Annotated in this window: 11 protein-coding genes; 4 read left to right on the top strand and 7 right to left on the bottom strand. The window is 61.8% G+C overall.

Annotation, left to right across the window (positions count from 1 at the left end):
- The first annotated feature begins 24 nt into the window (after window positions 1–24).
- Window positions 25–1,824 carry an adenylate/guanylate cyclase domain-containing protein gene (locus tag ACVIGB_RS36580; RefSeq protein ID WP_456719029.1) on the top strand — a complete coding sequence of 600 codons (1,800 nt, stop codon included), beginning with the start codon at window positions 25–27 and terminating at the stop codon, window positions 1,822–1,824.
- Between the two features lie 125 nt (window positions 1,825–1,949).
- On the opposite strand, the gene ACVIGB_RS36575 is transcribed toward ACVIGB_RS36580, so the two are convergent.
- Both ACVIGB_RS36575 and ACVIGB_RS36570 read right to left on the bottom strand, forming a co-directional pair.
- Window positions 1,950–2,813 carry a tetratricopeptide repeat protein gene (locus tag ACVIGB_RS36575; RefSeq protein ID WP_456719030.1) on the bottom strand — a complete coding sequence of 288 codons (864 nt, stop codon included), beginning with the start codon at window positions 2,811–2,813 and terminating at the stop codon, window positions 1,950–1,952.
- Between the two features lie 37 nt (window positions 2,814–2,850).
- Window positions 2,851–3,384, bottom strand: a complete 534-nt coding sequence (locus ACVIGB_RS36570; protein ID WP_456719031.1) for a FecR family protein — start codon at window positions 3,382–3,384, stop codon at window positions 2,851–2,853.
- A gap of 515 nt (window positions 3,385–3,899) precedes the next feature.
- Here ACVIGB_RS36570 and ACVIGB_RS36565 point away from each other — a divergent pair.
- Window positions 3,900–7,604, top strand: coding sequence for a DUF5801 repeats-in-toxin domain-containing protein (locus ACVIGB_RS36565; RefSeq protein ID WP_456719032.1), 3,705 nt, complete (start codon window positions 3,900–3,902; stop codon window positions 7,602–7,604).
- Window positions 7,605–7,673: 69 nt separating this feature from the next.
- Here the strand turns inward: ACVIGB_RS36565 and ACVIGB_RS36560 are convergent, their stop codons facing one another.
- A complete protein-coding gene (locus tag ACVIGB_RS36560) occupies window positions 7,674–9,443 on the bottom strand; it encodes an alkaline phosphatase family protein (protein WP_456719033.1) in 1,770 nt (589 codons plus the stop codon).
- A gap of 426 nt (window positions 9,444–9,869) precedes the next feature.
- Between ACVIGB_RS36560 and ACVIGB_RS36555 the strand changes: the two genes are divergently transcribed.
- Window positions 9,870–11,177 carry a cytochrome c peroxidase gene (locus tag ACVIGB_RS36555; RefSeq protein WP_456749268.1) on the top strand — a complete coding sequence of 436 codons (1,308 nt, stop codon included), beginning with the start codon at window positions 9,870–9,872 and terminating at the stop codon, window positions 11,175–11,177.
- Window positions 11,178–11,186: 9 nt separating this feature from the next.
- Here the strand turns inward: ACVIGB_RS36555 and ACVIGB_RS36550 are convergent, their stop codons facing one another.
- The 4 genes from ACVIGB_RS36550 to ACVIGB_RS36535 form a co-directional block, all read right to left on the bottom strand.
- Window positions 11,187–11,897 carry a hypothetical protein gene (locus ACVIGB_RS36550; RefSeq protein WP_456719035.1) on the bottom strand — a complete coding sequence of 237 codons (711 nt, stop codon included), beginning with the start codon at window positions 11,895–11,897 and terminating at the stop codon, window positions 11,187–11,189.
- Between the two features lie 120 nt (window positions 11,898–12,017).
- Window positions 12,018–14,075 (bottom strand): alkaline phosphatase family protein, encoded by a 2,058-nt coding sequence (locus tag ACVIGB_RS36545; protein ID WP_456719036.1) that lies wholly within the window; start codon window positions 14,073–14,075, stop codon window positions 12,018–12,020.
- A gap of 238 nt (window positions 14,076–14,313) precedes the next feature.
- Window positions 14,314–15,690 carry a cytochrome c peroxidase gene (locus ACVIGB_RS36540; protein WP_456719037.1) on the bottom strand — a complete coding sequence of 459 codons (1,377 nt, stop codon included), beginning with the start codon at window positions 15,688–15,690 and terminating at the stop codon, window positions 14,314–14,316.
- A complete protein-coding gene (locus ACVIGB_RS36535) occupies window positions 15,687–16,472 on the bottom strand; it encodes an EfeM/EfeO family lipoprotein (RefSeq protein WP_456719038.1) in 786 nt (261 codons plus the stop codon). Before ACVIGB_RS36535 ends, ACVIGB_RS36540 begins: the two co-directional genes overlap by 4 nt.
- Before the next feature lie 77 nt (window positions 16,473–16,549).
- Here ACVIGB_RS36535 and ACVIGB_RS36530 point away from each other — a divergent pair, with 77 nt between their 5' ends.
- Window positions 16,550–17,197, top strand: coding sequence for a prepilin peptidase (locus tag ACVIGB_RS36530; RefSeq protein WP_456719039.1), 648 nt, complete (start codon window positions 16,550–16,552; stop codon window positions 17,195–17,197).
- Window positions 17,198–17,199: the final 2 nt, after the last annotated feature.

Here is a 17,199-nt window from a genome sequence, read left to right as displayed (position 1 = left end):
AAAGTAACTGGTTGGATTGCGACTATGCTGCAGGAGCGGTCAATGCGGGTCGAGCGCAGGTTGACGGCGATACTGGCGGCTGACGTGGCGAGTTATTCGCGGCTCATGCACATTGACGAGGAGGCTACCCATGCCAAGCTCATGGCGCTCCTCGCTGACGGCGTCGAGCCCGCAATTGCGGAACACGGTGGCCGCATCGTGAAGAACACCGGCGACGGGTTCTTGGTGGAGTTTTCGAGCGCGGTCGAAGCGGTTCGGGCTGCGCTTAAGTTCCAAGCCCGGGTCCACGAACTTACGACCGGCGACCCGGAAGACAGACGCATCGCTTTTCGCGTGGGCGTCAACATTGGTGATGTGCTCGTCGAGCCTCACGACATCTTTGGCGATGGCGTCAATATCGCGGCACGGCTTGAGGGCATTGCTGTGCCCGGCGGGATCTGCATCTCCTCTGCTGTTTACGAGCAAGTCCAAGGCAAGGTTGGAGGTAAGATCGCCGATCTGGGCGAGCAGAACCTTAAAAACATCGACCGTCCGGTTCGAGCCTATGCCGTGATGTGGGATGAACCCAACCCAACGACACGGTATCAGCGCACGGGATCGAGCGCACTTTCGCCGCCTCGTCTTTCCTTCGTTGTACTGCCTTTCGCCAACCTCAGCGGCGATCCCGAACAAGATTATTTCGTCGATGGTGTAACCGAGAACTTAACAACGGACTTGTCGCGCATCGGTGGCTTGTTCGTAATCGCCCGAAACAGCGCGTTCTCATACAAGGGCAAAGCAATCGACGTACAGCAAGTCGGCCGCGAGTTGAACGTCCGGTACGTGCTTGAAGGTTCCATGCAGCGCAGCGGCAAGCGGCTTCGAGTGAACGTGCAGCTCATCGATGCCAAAAGCCGCAAACATCTTTGGGCCGATCGCTTCGAAAAGCCAGTCGCCGATCTTTTCGATATGCAGGACGAAATCGTATCCAGGCTCGCCCACTCGTTAGGTGCCCAGCTCGTTGTAGTCGAGGCACGACAAGCGGAGCGGTCGTTGCATCCCGACGCACTAGACCTGTTCTTTCAGGGTACTGCCTGCTTGTACAACGGGCCGACCCTTGAGGACTTGGCCAGGGCGCGCGGCTTTTTTGAACGTGCTTTGGTGATCGATCCCCGAGGTATCGGAGCGATTTGGGGGTTGATCGGCATGGCAAACGTCGATCTGACATTGGGAGCCGACCTGTTAACGGACGAACGAGCCGCGCTCCTTTCGGCAGCCGAAGCGAACGCGATCAAAGCACTTTCGCTAGCCCCAAACGTTCCTGGGGGCCGTCTGATCCTGGCTCTCGTCTACATTGTAACAAACCGCGCCAAGCAAGGCATTACCGAATGCGAGCAGGCATTAGCACTTGATCGCAATTTGGCTTATGCTCACGGCGCTATTGGTTTAGCCAAACTCTATATGGGACGCCCTACCGAAACTGAAGGCCATGTACTCGAGGCTTTCCGTCTGTCCCCTCGCGATCGCGGTGCCAACCGGTTGATGCGTTTTGTGGGCGTGGCAAAGCTACATGTCGGTGCGGATGCCGAAGCCGTCAGTTGGCTGCGACGAAGCATTGAGGCCAACCACACTCATCCTCTCGCACATTTCTCGCTCGCCGCCGCCTTGGGCTTGCTCGGCGCGCTCGATGAGGCGCGAACTGCTGCGAAAGCAGGATTGGCGCTCAACCCAGGCTTTACGATCCGCCGCTTGCGCGCCGCCAAAATAAGCGACAATCCTATTTATCTCTCTGGACAAGAGCGCCTCTGTGAGGGCATGCGCATAGCCGGGGTGCCGGAGGGGTGATGTCGGAGATGGGGCAAAGGCGGCTGTAGACGCCTGTTCCTCTGCTTGTCCGGTCTTCCTCTGATAGCCGACAAAGCCGCAATCACATCGAAAAGCGGCTTCGGGCCCGCCTCGGTCATAGGCGTCTATTGCACGCCGTAACGGGTGAAATCGTCGCCGATGCTGCCCTGGATCGCCTTGGCCGCCGAGATGTCGGCATTGCCGCCGGCCTTGTCGCCCTGCTTCTGCTTCGCCAGCCCGCGTCCATAGAGTGCGCTTGCCAGCTTCGGCTCGATGCGGAGCGCGGAGCTATAGTCGTCGATCGCTGCGCGGAGCTCGCCGGTCTTCAGATAGATCAGGCCGCGCGAGTCGTAGGTCGCGGCATTGGCCGACCCCGATTGCAGCGCCTTGTTGCAATCTTGCAGCGCCTCCTGCAACGAACCAAGGATAGCCCTGCTCCAGCAGCGTCCGTTCCACACGCCGTCCAGGTTCGGCTCGAGGCGAATGGCTTGATCGTAGTCCTGCCCAGCGCGGGCATATTCATTTTTCTTCAGGTAGGCACCGGCGCGGTTGGCAAAGGCTTCGCCGTAATTCGGGTTGAGCTTGATGGCCTGATCGAACGCGTCGGTCGCGCGATCGTATTCGCGCTTCCTGAAGTAAGCCACGCCGCGGTTGTTGAACGGCTTGGCGTAGGTTGGATTGAGCTCGATGGATCGATCGAAATCCCGGATGGCGCGGTCATAGTCTCCGTTGGCGGCGTAGGCGTTGCCGCGGTTGTTGTAGGCGATCGCAAGGCCGGCGGGCGTCATGTCCTGGCCCGCGTCGATCAGCGCCGTGCATCCGTCAATGCGCGCGTCGAGGGGCGCATGGTCTCGGCCGCTGCACAATTCGACGTTCCGCAGATAGCTGTCCTTTGGCTTCGGCTTCTGCGCGACCGCCGGCAACGCAAAGAGCGCAACGACAGGCAATATCAGGCTGACAATTGCGCCGGCGGTTGCACGAGATTTCATGTCGGCCCTTGCTTGCTCGAAAAGGCCCGCGCCTGGCCTAGCATCCTCGACAGATGTTTGGATTGAATTTGTGGAGGATGTTTTGCTCAGGTCGCTGCGTCGTTCGTATCCCGGTCTTTCTGGTCTTGCTCTTGCCCTCTTCAACGAGCGTAGCGAACTTCACAGTTCCATCCTCAGATATTTCGATGCGCGGCGTGGTGCCTCGAATTCCCATCGTTGCGGCGGGCGTGTCGATCTTCATGTCACCGGTCTTCGCGATATTGCCGGCAACGAAGGTGAACGTTCCATTGGCCAGCTTGAACAAGGTCGAATTCGACTTGCCGTTCGGGTCGTACACGAATTCGGTCATCGCCATCTTGGCGTTGCTCGACAGATTGAACGAGGTGCCATCGGTGAAGTTGATCCCCACCCGTCCGTCGGCTCCGGTCTGCACCACATCGCCCAAATAGACGGGGTCGCCAACCTGCGTCTGAGGCGGCTTGTCAGGCAGCGCTGCCTGAACGACGACTGCACTCTCATGCTCGATCGTGACCGAACCGGTGGCCGCCACGACTCTTCCGATGAATTTCAACGAAGAATTCTGGACCGCGGGCTGGGCCGGCTCGGTTTGCGCCTGCACCTGGCCGGGCGCAAGAGTTGCGAGCGCCAGGACGAAGCTTGCAAGCAACTGAACAATCAAATGGATGCGCACGATCCCCTCCTTTGAGAAGATTTCGTCGTGTCGCAGCGCGATGGTAACCGGACCGCCGGGCCGAGACCGCAGGACCTGGAGTGCCAATTGAGTTGCCGCGGACAGGCCTAAGCACCTGACGCAGTTAGATTAAAAATTAATAAGTGGACAATTTGCTTGGTAACTATACTATTAATTTTGTGGGGCTGCACGCGCGATAAAGGACAGCTGTTCTGCCATTTTCGTAAGGCTCCGCACTGGAGTTCTATTTTCACTACCGAATTTAGTTTCAATCAGGACGTTTCGGCGGGCAAGCCTATGGCTGCTGACGCGAGGATTTTTCACCTCGCGGCGAGCCAAACCAAAAAACTACGGCAACCACGTTCCGTCTGAATTGCTCAGCAGGCGAAAAGCCAATGTCAGTTGCGTCCGGCGTCGAGTTCGGGGGCGTGTGCGTGGCCGCTTTGGGCCAGCCGCCCCGATTGATCGGCAACATTGAGACGGCGATCGGCTGCGGCACTATCAGGCGTGCAAGCGGCATCGCGGTTCGCGGCGCGATTGGCGACCCCGTTCGCGAGGGGGACGTCATAGAGGTCGCAGCCGGCGGACGGATCGAGATACGCTTGATCGATGGCGGGGTGCTCGACGTGCCAGGCGGCACCTGCCTCGAGCTAAATGGGTGCGCGCAGGACCCTAGCGACATCGCGCAACCGGGCCTGCTCGCGAAGACCAGGGGCATCTTCCGTTCCATTGGCAGTTGGCTGGAGAGGTCGGGCACCCCGACAGCGGCCCCGTCGGTGGGCAACATTCGAGCGGGCGGCTTCGGCACGCTGTCGCTCACCGCGCTGACCTTCTCGCTCCTGGAGGACGCCCGGGCTGCGGAGCCGAACGTCACGTTTCTGGACGACGACAGCATCAGCTACAAGGACCTCCACCACGGCGTGTTTGAGCTCGTGACCAAGGAGGCGATCCCCCGGCACATCATTGTCGAGGATCCCGGCGAGACGATCATCCTGAGCAAAAGAGGGTCCTCTGTCGGCGTAAGCCATGTCGCGAATTCCCCTACGCACATGGAGGAGTTACGGGAGGCCCAACAGGAGGCGCTTGCTAATTTCGAGAAGGGAGCAGGATCAAAAGGGTCCGGCATGCCCGCTTCCGAAGGGTCGCCGTTGCTGCAACCGATCAATTTTCAGCCTGGCGCCCCGCCGCTGACGCAAGATCCGCTCGCGCCCGTGCCGGAGGTTATCTTCGCCACCATTCAGACCTTCAAGCCACCGCCGGTGCCGCCGAGCCTGAACCTCGGAGCAGGGCTCACAGAAATCGACACGACGAAATTTGACGACTTCAGTGCAGCAAGCGGGACCTTTTCCGCGAGCAGCAAGAACGGTGGAGTGACATTCGGCATCAGCGGAGGAATTACCGGCAACGTGGTGCTGGGCCAGCTGACCTACAACGTCTCGAGCACCGGACAGTTTGGCACGCTCTACCTCAACAGCGCGACGGGAAACTACACATTCGTTCCGAACAATGCCGCGATCAACGCGCTGAAGGTCAACTCGAGCCAAAGTTTCGTTATCACCGTATCGGACGGCACGCTCGCGACGAGTGAGAGCTTCAACATCACGATTGTTGGTGTCGATGATGCCTCCATCATCTCCGGCGCCAAGGCTGGCGCGGTTGTGGGGGCAGTCGGCGTCAGCGGAGCCTCGCCCGGTCTGCTCATCGCGACCGGCACGCTCACCGACACCGATGTCGACGACCCCGCCAACACCTTCACCGCGGTGAACGTGCCGAGGACAAGCGCGGGCGGCCATGGCACATTCACACTAACGACGGCCGGCGTGTGGACCTATACGCTCAACAACGCCGACAGCTCCGTGCAAGCCCTCCATGTCGGCGACACGCTGACCGACAGCTTCACGGTGACCACGATTGGCGGAACCCCGCAGGTGGTGACGATCACCATCCACGGCCCGCTGATCGAGGCCAGACCGGCGCCGTCGCTGACGCTGAGCGAGACCCACCTGACAGCGACGGCGCTGGACGACAACATCGCCGGCTCGGCACCGGACGCCGCGTTGACGACGACCTCTGGCGAGTTCTCGGCGGCATTCGTTACCGAAGCGGGTCTGGCGGTCAGCTACGCGCTGACGATCACCGGCGGCAACGGTGCAGCGTCGGGGCTGATCGATTCGCACACCGGCCTCTCCGACGTGCTGGTTCTGAACGGTAACACCATCGAAAGCCATGTCGGCACAGCAAGCGGCACGCTCGCATTCACCATCACGGTCGATCCGGCCACCGGACGCGTAACCTTCGTCGAACACCGAGCGGTGGAACAACCGCTTGGCACCAGCCCGGACAGCGGCGAAGCGATCGCGTTGGGGACGGGCATTGTAAACCTGATCGCGACGGTGACGAACATCGACGGCCTGTACCAGGATATAAGCATCGATCTCGGCAAGCAGCTGACAATCACGGACGACGGCCCGCACATTGCGGCGACGGGCACAGCCCCATCGCTGACGCTGAGCGAGACGCATCTGACGGCAACGACGCTGGACGACCACATCGCGGGCTCGGCGCCGTGCGCGGCGCTGACGACGATTTCGGCCGATTTCTCGACGGCATTCACTTCGGTTCAAGGCGCCGATGGCGCGACGACCCACTATGCGTTGGCGATCAACGGCGGTAACGGCACAGCGTCGGGCCTGATCGACTCGCACACGGGCTGCGCCGACGTGCTGGTTCAGCATGGCAACACCGTTGAAGGCCATGTCGGCACGGCAAGCGGGGAGCTGGCATTCACCATCGCGCTTGATCCGGCCACGGGGAGCGTCACTTTCACCGAGTATCGCGCGGTGACGCATCCGTCCTGCACCAGCGCCGACGAAGCCGTGTCGCTGACCGCCGGCATCGTGAACCTGGTTGCCACCATTACAGACAAGGATGGCGATACCCAGAGCGCGAGCATCGACCTCGGCAATCAACTGACGATCACGGACGATAGTCCGACCATTGGCGGCTTCCCAAAGATCTGCATTGCCAATGAAGACCATCAGTTCGTCAACGGGACCTACGATGTCAATTTCGGCGCGGACGGCGAAGCCGCGATGCTCGTTGCCATCCACAGCGGAGCCGTCGGCGACACGGGCTTCGATCTGGCGACGGCGCAACTGGGCGACGGCGTCACTTCGGTGAACGTCACCGGAAATTGCGACCACTTCACTTTCTATTATTCGACCCACGAGGTGGGCGGCGGAGTCGAACTCGATGCCTATCTAACGGATTGCGGCGGCACGCTGGCGGATCCGTACTTCAAGTTGCTGATCGAACCGGACGGGACCTTCTGCTTTGATCTCAAGAGCGACGATCTGCTGAAGGAGGCCACCGTGACCGGCTCCGATTTCGGCGCCTCGGGTGGCGGCACGCCGTCTCTGACGGCGCCGGATGGCGAGCTCGTCATCACCGGATCCAACAGCAATGGCCATCCGCTCGATGTCAAGGCATCGAGCAATGGCATCGCGGTCGGCGATACCGGGCTGAGCATGGATCCCTGCGAGCAGTTGAATCTCGCGTTTTCCGAACAGCAGCAGAAGACCAGCTTCGCCCTGACCCAGTGGCAAGGTAACGGCACGGCAAGTGTGGTTTTCAAGGTTCTGGATGGTAGCGCCCACGTTCACGACTTCTGCATCGATGTTCCAAAGCCGCAAGGCGGCAGCGCCAGCATCGTGGTGCAGGAAACGTCGGATGCTTCGCTGATCAACACCGCGGCCTTTGACAACACGACATCGACCTACACGCTCTACGTCGGAAAGGCGTTCAATCAGGTCCAGGTCGATTACGATCATGCGGCAACCGGAAACGCCACCTTCACGGTCAACAACATCACCTATACCGAGAAGACGAGCATCCCGGGCACGAATCTGCTGTTCGATGTATCTGCCGCCGACGGGGACGGCGATTCAGCGACGGCCCTTCTTCAGGTCGATATTCAGGGCCACACGACCTGGACACCCGCCTTCACATTCGCGCCCAGTCCGGAAAGCGCTGCCATGGTCGGCGACAGCACCCACATGACAGCGCTGGTCCCGCACGTGCAACACGATCTGATCCTGTAAGGGCCCTGAAGCCTGGTGAAGGTCCTGGCCCGCGCCAGACGTTGGCGCGGGCCAGGATCGTTTCTCGGGTCAATGCCAGCCTTCGCCGGCCTTCAGCGCCGCCGAGAGGCTGCGCACCGGGCGCGTCACCAGCGGATCAAGATCGAAGCGCTTCTCGAGCAGCCGGAGGATCGACGTGGTGTCGAAGTCCTCATGCGCGACGCCCGATTTGTTGAAGCGCTTGGCGATCAGCAGCGCCGGAATGCGGGTGCCCGGACCCCACTGATCCGCAGCACGGGCTTCGGCACCGCGACGGTTGTGCGGCGGGGGCGGAACGTGGTCCCACTGTCCACCGAACTCGTCATAGGTGATGACGATCAGCGTGTCCCTGCCATCCGGCCCTTCGACGATCGCCTTGACGAGATCGACGAGATGCTGGCTGCCTTCGGATTCGCTGGTGTAGCCCGGATGCTCGTTCTCCTCGCCGATCGGCTTGATGAAGCTGACCTGCTTCAGCCGGCCGTTCTTGGCCGCCTGGATGAACTCCGCTTCGTCCTTCAGGTGATCCCTGCGGGCCTGCGTTCCGGGCGCGTAGCTGGCGAAGTAGTTGAGCGCCTGATGGTGGAACTGGAAGTCCACATCGGGGCAGTTCGGGAACACCGCCGTGGAGAGGTGGTTCGGATCGGTGCAGGTGGTGCCGTTGCCGTTGGTCCAGCCGGACGCGCCGACATCGCCATTGGCGTTCGACCAGCCGCCCGAATACCAGGCCCAGTCAACATGCTTGGCCGACAGCCGATCGCCGATGTTCGGCGTGTGCAGCGGAGGCAGGCGCTTGATGTCCGGAGTGCCCGGCGAATAGGGCTGATAGGTCGGCTGCGTGGTGTTGACCGCGTAGTCGCCGCAGGCGAGGCCTGCCGGCAGGCCGGCTTGGTTGCACTTCGCCGTCAGCTGCGCATCCTTCACGGTCGAGACCGGCGCATAGAGCGGCGTGCTGGTCGGCATGCCGTTGGCGTCGACGATCGAGTGGAAGTCATTGGCGCTGCCGTCGTTCAAGGCACCGACGAACTGCGGCGCCGCAGCCGCGACCAGGAACTGGTGGTTGAGGAACGAACCGCCGAAGGCGCCCTGGAAGAAGCTGTCGGCGATCACGTAGTTCGGCGCACCGTGGCCGTGGAGATAGGTGTAGATGGGCAGCTTCTTGGTGTCGTAGTAGCCCATGACAAGACCCGCGGCGTCGCTGCCGGTCATGTAACGGTTCTGCCGGCCACCGTTGAGCTGGTACTGCTCGCTGTAGAAGCGATGCACGATGTCCTCGGTGCAGCCACCGGGCGCGCCGGTGCCGTTGAGGAAGCCGTGCGCCGCGAAAGACCCGAGCGGCTTCGGACAGGTGGTCGCCGAGGTCGGGATGAAGTCGTTGATCTCGAACGGCTTGTTCTTGAAGGCGCTGAGGATCGCGACCGAGCCCGTGTTGTCGGTGCAGGTCGTCGGCTGCGGCGACGGAGAGGTCAGGTTGACGTCAGTCTGCAACAGACAGGCATAGACGGTCTGGTTGTCCTGCCGGACCTGCAGCGTATGCGCTTGATCGGCGTCGGAGGTACCATTGATCCGGTCACGGCCGACATCGCCCCAGTGTCCATAGAGGTTATCGAAGCTGTGGTTCTCCTGGTAGATGACGACGATGTGCTTGTACTGATGCACACCTTCATGACCGCGGTCGCGCAGGTCACGCAGCTCGTCCCTGACCTCGTGCTTGAACTCACCAATGATCTTTTCGACCAAATTCTCGGCGTTTGCCACCGGTGAGATGGCAACGGCGCCAGCAACAACTGCGAGCGCCGGAATGGCTCCCCAAAGCCGCATAGTGCTCTCCTGATTCAGAAAGAAATAGAAATGGAGTTACACGCTATGCAAAACACATTTCGCCGGGATGACCGTTTTTCGACGCGCGCACAAACGCGTGAAAAGATGCACGCGCCGATAAATCTTCGTTCTGTCAAATTCAGACCGGCCTGCGTCTCGTTGATCGATCGTCATCAAACCGCAATCAACAGTCGTCTATCCAAACAGATGGTCATTGATCCTGCCGACAGGAAACTGTCACCTCCGTGACATCTTCCGACGTACGGCAGTGCAAATGCATTGTGACAGGGGCTTTTTCTCGCAATGGTTTGGGATATTCTGGCGTCTGGTTCCGGAAAATGTCGTGCGGCATCGGCCGACCATGGCGTTCGAACCGCACGGGTCGCGTTGCTGGCAGTCGTCGTTGCGCTTCTCCCATCGCGCGCGATGGCATTCCCGCTCGGCGGCGACCAGACCGTGCTGCCGGCCGGCACTGAATTTTCCGAGGACGCGCTGGCGCGGCCGCGCGAAATCTTTCATTCCGAAGCGATGGGCGGGCGAAAATCCTATCTGGTCAATCTCGGCGATCTCGCGTTCAATTCGCCTTCCATCCTGGGCGGCAAGGCCCGCCAGGCCGAGATGAGCTGCGGCACCTGTCACGTCAACGGTGCATCGAACCCGAAATTGTTCGTTCCGGGCGCATCTTCCCGCCCCGGCACCTTCGACACGACCAGCCTTGTCTTCAACGCGAAGACGTTCAACAGCATCCTCGATCCGGTCAGGATCCCGAGCCTGCGGGGCGCCCGCTTCCTCGCCCCCTACGGACATGACGGGCGCACGACCTCGCTGCGCGACTTCGTATATAATGTCATCGTCAATGAGTTTTCCGGGCCGCGGCCGCGCGACGAGGTTCTCGACGGCCTCGTCGCCTATATCAACGATATCGATTTCCTCCCCAATCCGAAGATTGCGCCCGGCGGAAGGCTTGCCGCGCAGGCAAGCCTCGCCGAGCGTCGTGGTGAGGCGCTGTTCTTCAAACCGTTCCCCAAGCAGACCGAGCTGAGCTGCGCCGGCTGTCATCTTCCGGCCGGGACCTTCAACGACCAACTGCGTCACGACGTCGGGTCCGGCGGGCTGGTCAAGACCCCCACTTTGCTCAACGCCAATTTCAATGCGCCGTATTTTCACGACGGCCGCTACGACAGCTACGAACAGGTGGTCGGTCATTTCGATCGCGTGTTCGACCTCGAATTGTCGACCCAGGACACGCAGGATCTCGTGGCCTATCTGAATGCGGTCGGCGACGGCGAACGTCCGTTCGACAAGGACGGCGTCGTGCTCCGGATGAAGGAAGTGCTGGAGCTCTCGAGCGTGCTCGAGGTCGCGATCCCGGCCGCCGACGCCGCGGTGGTGTCGCTGGCCGTGACCGGGGTCGGCGCCGAACTGCGCGAATTGACCGAGCACATCCCCGACATCAGGAACACCTCGGTCGGCGGCAAGGACGAGCGGCTCGCCGCGCGCGCGATCCTGAAGGATCTCGTTCTGACCTTGCGCCGTATCGACCTCGAGGTCGGCGCCGGCCGGATCGACGAAGCGATGGCGGAATACCGCAAATTTGCCCAGCTGGTGAATTTCGACGTTCCGGTCGCCCTGAAGAAGGCCGAGCCCTGGTCCCTCTTCAACAGCAACGTGCATCAGTCGCACTACACGGCGCTCGGCCGGATACTGCCGGTGACAAGCCAGCAGCCGCAGTAGCGCACGCGCTCACTGCGAGGCCGGCGGCGCGACCCATACATCGCTCTGCTGGATCCGGCGGATCAGCGCTTGCGGGTCGAACTTGCGCAGACCTGCGGGAATTTCGAAGGTTTGCGCCGGCTGCGGTTCGTCGCGGATGTGATCGGCGACGATCACCGTCCCATCCGCGGTCTTGATCTGCACCGGAAACCCGCGCGCGCGGTCGACCCAGCCGGTAAAGCCCAAACCTGATGGCGCCGCTACTCGATAAACATCGGTGTTGCGCCCCGCGATTACTTCCTCTCCGTCGCGCTGGCAGTGCCATGTCGCGACATCGACCGGCGCGGACAACTGCGCCATCGCCAGCCATTGCCGGCAGGGATCGCTTGGGTCGACCGGGACGAACAGCTGGGTGAGCGGGCTCGATTGCATGGCCTTCATATAGACGTGTGCGGCCGGGCGGACGAAATAGGCGGCGGGCTTGGCCGTATCGAGCAGAAAGAAGCCATCGGGCAGCGCGGTTGGATCGATCCGCGCTTTTCCGCCCGAGATCCGCAGCGTTCCCATGGCGATTGCCGTATCGTCCTTTCGCGCGAGGAGGTCGGCGGAAAACTGCTGCGCCGCGGCCGGCACCAGCGAGTTGGCCAGGATGGCCATTGCGAACAGGCTGGCCATGGTATTCCAGCTGCCCTTCCACATCTTCTTGCACACCTTCTTGCACGTCGTCTCGTCGCGCTTCATCGCATATCCCCGGTCGATCGGCTGGCGGGCCGGCAGAACATGACAGCGCCGACCGAACCAAAGGTTCGATCGGCGCCGGCCTCGGATGGACTCAAGACCTCGCCCTGGACGAGAGCTCGATCACTCGGTGTAGGACAACGTGACCGGCTTGCTGAAGTCGAACGCGTCGAACAGGTCAGACAGCGCCGGGCTGTTGGTCGGGACGTACTCGTTGTTCTTCGAGTAGGTCGGGTTCGGCAGGTTGTCGCGGCTGCGGTGCGTGAGCGGCTCGAGAGCCCAGTTGCGCTCAATGAACTTCAGCAGCGAAACGTGGTCGGCGTAGTTATGGTTGACCTTGCCGCCCGTCGAATAGGGCGAGAGGATCAGGGTCGGAATACGCGGTCCGTCGCCGAAGAAGTCGATCGACTGCGTGTAGCCGGAGTCCCAGTAGCCGCCGGCTTCGTCCCAGGTGATGAAGACCGCGGTGTCGGCCTTCAGTTCCGGATTGTTGTCCAGCGCGTTGAGCACGTTCAGGACGTAGGCCTCGAACAGATCAACTTTCGAGCTCTGCGGATGACCGTCGAGCAGACCGTCGGGCTTGCCGAACGACACTGCGGGCAGCGTGTTGTGCTGGATCGCCGTGATCAGATCCGCCGTGTCCTTCATGTGAGCCTGACGCACGGTCGGATTGGCCATGATCGAGGTCGCATACTGGAACGGGTTGCAGATCTGGCAGTAGGCAACACCGAGCGCGTGCGCCGGATCGGCGACCGCGGCGGCGCCGAGGTTGGGGTTCGAGGGGTTGGCGGCAACCGCGGCGTTGGAAAGCGCCACGGCGTCGTTGAACGCACCACCATAGAACGCCCAGGTGATGTTCTTCTCGATCAGAGCGTCACCGATCGTACGAACCGACGACGGCGGGACGTTGTTGCCGCCCGACAGCGCGCCGTTCGGCAGATAGCCCGGATTGACGTTGTTGAGCATGTAGTAGTGGTTCGGCTTGCAGTTCGGCTCCGCCGCGTACGGCAGATTGTTGAGGTAGGTGACGATCGGCTTCACGCCGGGCTGGAACACGTCCGAGCAGTTGCTCCAATTGCCATCGACCGTGTAGCGGTTGACCGAGCCCGCGACCGGGTTCGGGTTGGCGATCAGGTTCGCCGGCGGCGTCACCGGATTGCCCTTGCCGTCGCTCCAGAAGGCCGCATCGCCGGTGCCGAGCATGAAGTGGTTCGCACCGGTGCCGCCATGGAACGACTGGTGGAAGTTGTCGCTCAGCGTGAAGCGGTCGGCGAGCATCTTCAGGATCGGGGCCTGACCCTGCTGGGCATTGTAGAAGCCCATCGAGTTGGCCATGCTCTTGTTGGACGCCGAATAGGTCGCCATCACGAACGGGAACAGGTCGTTCAGGCAGCCCGAATTGTTCTTCTTGGTGGCGCTGGCGGCGCTGCAATCTTCCTGCTGCCAATCCTGGTAGAAGCGATGGGTCGAGTCGCCGGTGTAGTCGTCGTCGCTGATCTGCTCGCCCTGCAGCGGGAACGGTCCGTTGAGACCGCCGGCACCGGGAACGCGGGTATCAAGCACACCAGTCGGCAGGCCGCTGAAGCCGGTGGTCAGGATGTCGAGATCGGCCGGGTCCATGTCCTTTTCGACGCTGGCTTCGGCGATCGTCTTGAACGGGGGCGAAGTATCGCTCTGCGCGGTCGGCGTGCCGTTGGTGTTCGGCTGCGGCATCAAATTGGTCGCGTTGTAGGGCGACTTCGCGATCGCCGGCGCGCCGATGTAGAAGGACGGCTGGCCCGCAACCGAGTACTGCTGCGCCTGCGCAAAGTTCGGTCCCGGCGTTCCATCCTCGTTGACGATGCCCTTCGACAACAGGTTGGAGATGGTCTGCCCCTTGCCCTTCGGCTTGTAGATACCGAAGGTGTGATCGAGGCCGCGGTTCTCACCGATCAGGATGATGACGTGCTTGATCGGCGAAGCGGTCTTGCCCTTGCCGCCGTGATCCTTGTCGTCATGATCGTGGTCATGCTTGACGCGATCAGCTTCCTGATGCGCCTGATGATTGTGATGCGGACGCTTGTCCCAATCACTGTGGCCGCCCGGATAGTGAGCGGCATATGCGGCTGTTGCGACGAGCACCGTTGACGCGATGCAGAGCGCGGTGCTGGTTCGCCAGTGCTTTTTGTAGTTCAAACTCATTGTCGACCTCAGGGTGTTTGCGGTTAGCAACACACACTGCTTAGTGCGACAGTATGACGCATGGTTTTCGCTTGCGTGAAACCGTGCGAGAAATTTCGAAACGTTCAAATATTTTCTGTGGAGACATCTGCTGCTGCACGCTGCATCTCCACGATTCTATTCTTCAACTGAAGAACGAACGCAGATGACGCGCTCCACGCAGCGACGCGGATCGCAAATGCTCTACAATTCAGTTCAATCAATGCGAGATGTGCCTGGAGCGCATCACTTCGCGAAGCGCGGCGTAATGCTGATCATGCACGTCTTGATTGAACAACGACCACGGCTCGGCGCTCGCCAGTAACGCAGGCACCGCAGCCGCCATCAGATTGCGATAATTCCTGAACTCGGCTGCAGCATCCGCGTTGCGACCCGCGGCAACGGCCATCTCGATTCGCCGCAGCGTGAGCACGAGCTCCTTCAGCCCGCTGCGCGCAAGCACGCGCTGCTGCTCGCCGCCGGACACGCTGGTGTTCTTGCGATCGGGATATTGCTCGGTCAACTCGCGCAGCTCGCGGCCGATCGTATCGACTGCAAGCGCGACGATGTCCTTGTCGCCGGCGGGGATCGCGGTCGCGAGCACCGTCGAGAAATCGTTGATCTCCTTCAGCGTCGCACCGGCGCCGTCGCGTTCATAGGGCTGCACGCCGTCGCCGACGGCCGTGAGATAGGCGACGAGGTCGCCCTTGTCCTGCGCCGAGAGGTCGAGCTGAAAGGTCCGGTCGAAATAATCGACCACCTGGTTGAAATTGTCGAAGCGGCCATCGTGGAAATACGGCGCGTTGAAGTCGGCGTTGCGCAGGGTCGGCGTCTTGAACAGGCCGCCCGAGCCGACATCATGCTGCTGGTGATCGACAAAGCCGGACGATGGAACGTGGCACCCCGCGCAGCTCAGCGCGGGATCGTGCGGGAACGGCTTCGCGAACAGCGCTTCGCCGCGGCGCTCCGCGTCCGTGATCTTGCCGGCCAGCCGCCCGGCGGGACCAAGGCTCGGATTGGGCAGGAAATCGATGTCGTGAAGATAGGCCACGATCGCATCGAGCGTGGCCGGCGACGGCTCGGGACCTGCGAACTCGCTGGTGATGACGTTGTGGACGAAGTCACGCAGCGAAGCGAACCGGCCATCGGCGCCGTAGGGTGCAAGATAGCGGGCGCCGCGCAGGCTCGGAATCCGCACCGGATCGAACGCCAGGTTGTTGGCCTTCGGATTGAACAGCGCCCCCGTGGTGTCGAACGTGCCGGGCCGGCTCGACATTTTCGGCATGAAGAATTTGGCGTTGTTCGCGCCATTGACGTGGCAGGTGCCGCAACTCACGCCGGCCTGCCGCGCCACCTCGCCGAGCAGCCCCGGCGAATTGAAGGCGAGATCGCCGAGATTCACCAGATACGACTTGGCTCCGGTGCGCTCGGACTGGAACACCTCGCGCGGCTTGTCGAGCGCATCCTCGTTCAACTCGGTCGCAACCGGCAGCACGGTCTTGTCGCCGTCGACCGGAAACGCCGCCGCGCGCCCGAGCAGCGCAAGGGCGATGACCGCGGAGAGCAGCGCAGCCAGGCGCAGGTGAAGCGATCTCATCGCGCCTGCGCCTCCAGGGTCGGGCGCTGCAGCCCGAGCTTTGCCGAGGCACTCTGTAATGCGACGACCAGTTCCTCGCTGGTCTGGCGCAGATCGGCGATATTGACGTGCGGCAGGTCGGGCGTCGCGACGATCGCCTCGAGCTGCTCGATCCGGTTCGTCACCATCTCGTCGAGCTTGCCGTCGACCGTGTTGAGCGCGGCGGAGAAAATCGTGTGATAGGCGAAGTCGATGCCGGCGATATTGTTGCGCATATCGTCCAGCGAGGTGCCGCTGATGCGCGACTCGCCGCCATCGGCTTTGCTCTCGCCGACTTCGTAAGCGAGCCGCACGGTGCCATCCAGGAGGCCTTGCGGCGTCAGCTTGATATCCTTGAGCTTGCCGTGAAGATCGTTCAGGTGCTCGACAAGGCCAGTCGCATCGGTAGCGACGTCGGTACTACCCGCTCCGAACAGTTTCGCCTCGATGGCGTGAAACCCGCTGTCCGCGTTCGGCCAGGCGTCGATCTGCGCATCGAGCTCGGGGACGAAGCCTGCGGTGAACACCTCCGAGCGCTCCCAGCCGGCGCGCGCCGACAGCCAGGCCTTCCGTGCACCGCGCAAATCCGCCGCAGCGGCGCGCTCGCGCAACGCACGCGCGCCCGCCAGCGCACTGGCAACGCCCTCGATCAAATACGGCCGATAACGCTCGGCGCCATCCTCGAGAGCGCCCGCGTTCGCGGCGCGCACGCCTGCCGACGCTGCCAGCATAGCAAGGCACGCCGCCACTCGCATCTTGTGCATAGCCAACCCACTCGTCTGCCGCAAAGGGCTCGCGGCACGTAATCGGCCGAACTATTGTCGGTATCCTATGCGGATTTGTGACAGCGCAGACTTTTTGTCGCATCTTTTCTGCTTCGCGATCGTTGTTGACGATCACATTCCCGCAAACGCATTGCTCGATTGAAAATGGGCTGTTCAACGCGCGCGAGTTGTTGCAACACGGTGTGTTCACGCGTCACACTTGTCCCGCCACCATGCCAATCGATCGCGAAGCTCTTTATTTCATTGCATCTTACGGCGCGCTTTGCGTGCTGTGCTGCACCGTCGCGCTGATCGATCTGCGCCACGGCATCATTCCAGATTGGCTGAATCTTGCGATCGCGGCACTCGGTCTTGCACATGTCATCATCACTGAGAGTATGACAGCCGCGTTCAGTGCGATGGCGATCGCCGCTCTCGTCGGCGCCCTGTTCTTTCTGTTGCAGCGCCTCTACTTCGCCTTGCGGCACGTGGACGGCTTGGGACTGGGCGACGTCAAGTTTCTTGCCGCCGCGACGATCTGGGTCGGAGCCTTTGGGATTCCGACTTTGCTGCTGATCGCGGCGCTCGCGGCACTTGCTGTCGCCGGCAGCCTGCAACTCGCAGGACACGAGATGAAGCGCCAGACGTCGATCCCGTTCGGTCCTTTTCTTGCGCTCGGACTTCTCCTGACGCCCGCCCTGCAGAGCTGGCTGGGATCGAACTAGCG

It is taken from the genome of Bradyrhizobium sp. USDA 4341, from assembly GCF_054063755.1.
The sequence above is the reverse complement of the archived record's forward strand: the minus strand, read 5'-3'. Positions and strand labels throughout refer to the sequence as shown.

Bases quoted from the DNA above. Each gene is read 5' to 3' on its own strand.
- ACVIGB_RS36550 (WP_456719035.1), bottom strand. From the start codon at position 11,897: ATGAAGCGCGACGAGACGACGTGCAAGAAGGTGTGCAAGAAGATGTGG.
- ACVIGB_RS36540 (WP_456719037.1), bottom strand. From the start codon at position 15,690: ATGAGATCGCTTCACCTGCGCCTGGCTGCGCTGCTCTCCGCGGTCATC.
- ACVIGB_RS36545 (WP_456719036.1), bottom strand. From the start codon at position 14,075: ATGAGTTTGAACTACAAAAAGCACTGGCGAACCAGCACCGCGCTCTGC.
- ACVIGB_RS36575 (WP_456719030.1), bottom strand. From the start codon at position 2,813: ATGAAATCTCGTGCAACCGCCGGCGCAATTGTCAGCCTGATATTGCCT.
- ACVIGB_RS36560 (WP_456719033.1), bottom strand. From the start codon at position 9,443: ATGCGGCTTTGGGGAGCCATTCCGGCGCTCGCAGTTGTTGCTGGCGCC.
- ACVIGB_RS36535 (WP_456719038.1), bottom strand. From the start codon at position 16,472: ATGCACAAGATGCGAGTGGCGGCGTGCCTTGCTATGCTGGCAGCGTCG.
- ACVIGB_RS36565 (WP_456719032.1), top strand. From the start codon at position 3,900: ATGTCAGTTGCGTCCGGCGTCGAGTTCGGGGGCGTGTGCGTGGCCGCT.
- ACVIGB_RS36555 (WP_456749268.1), top strand. From the start codon at position 9,870: ATGGCATTCCCGCTCGGCGGCGACCAGACCGTGCTGCCGGCCGGCACT.
- ACVIGB_RS36580 (WP_456719029.1), top strand. From the start codon at position 25: ATGCTGCAGGAGCGGTCAATGCGGGTCGAGCGCAGGTTGACGGCGATA.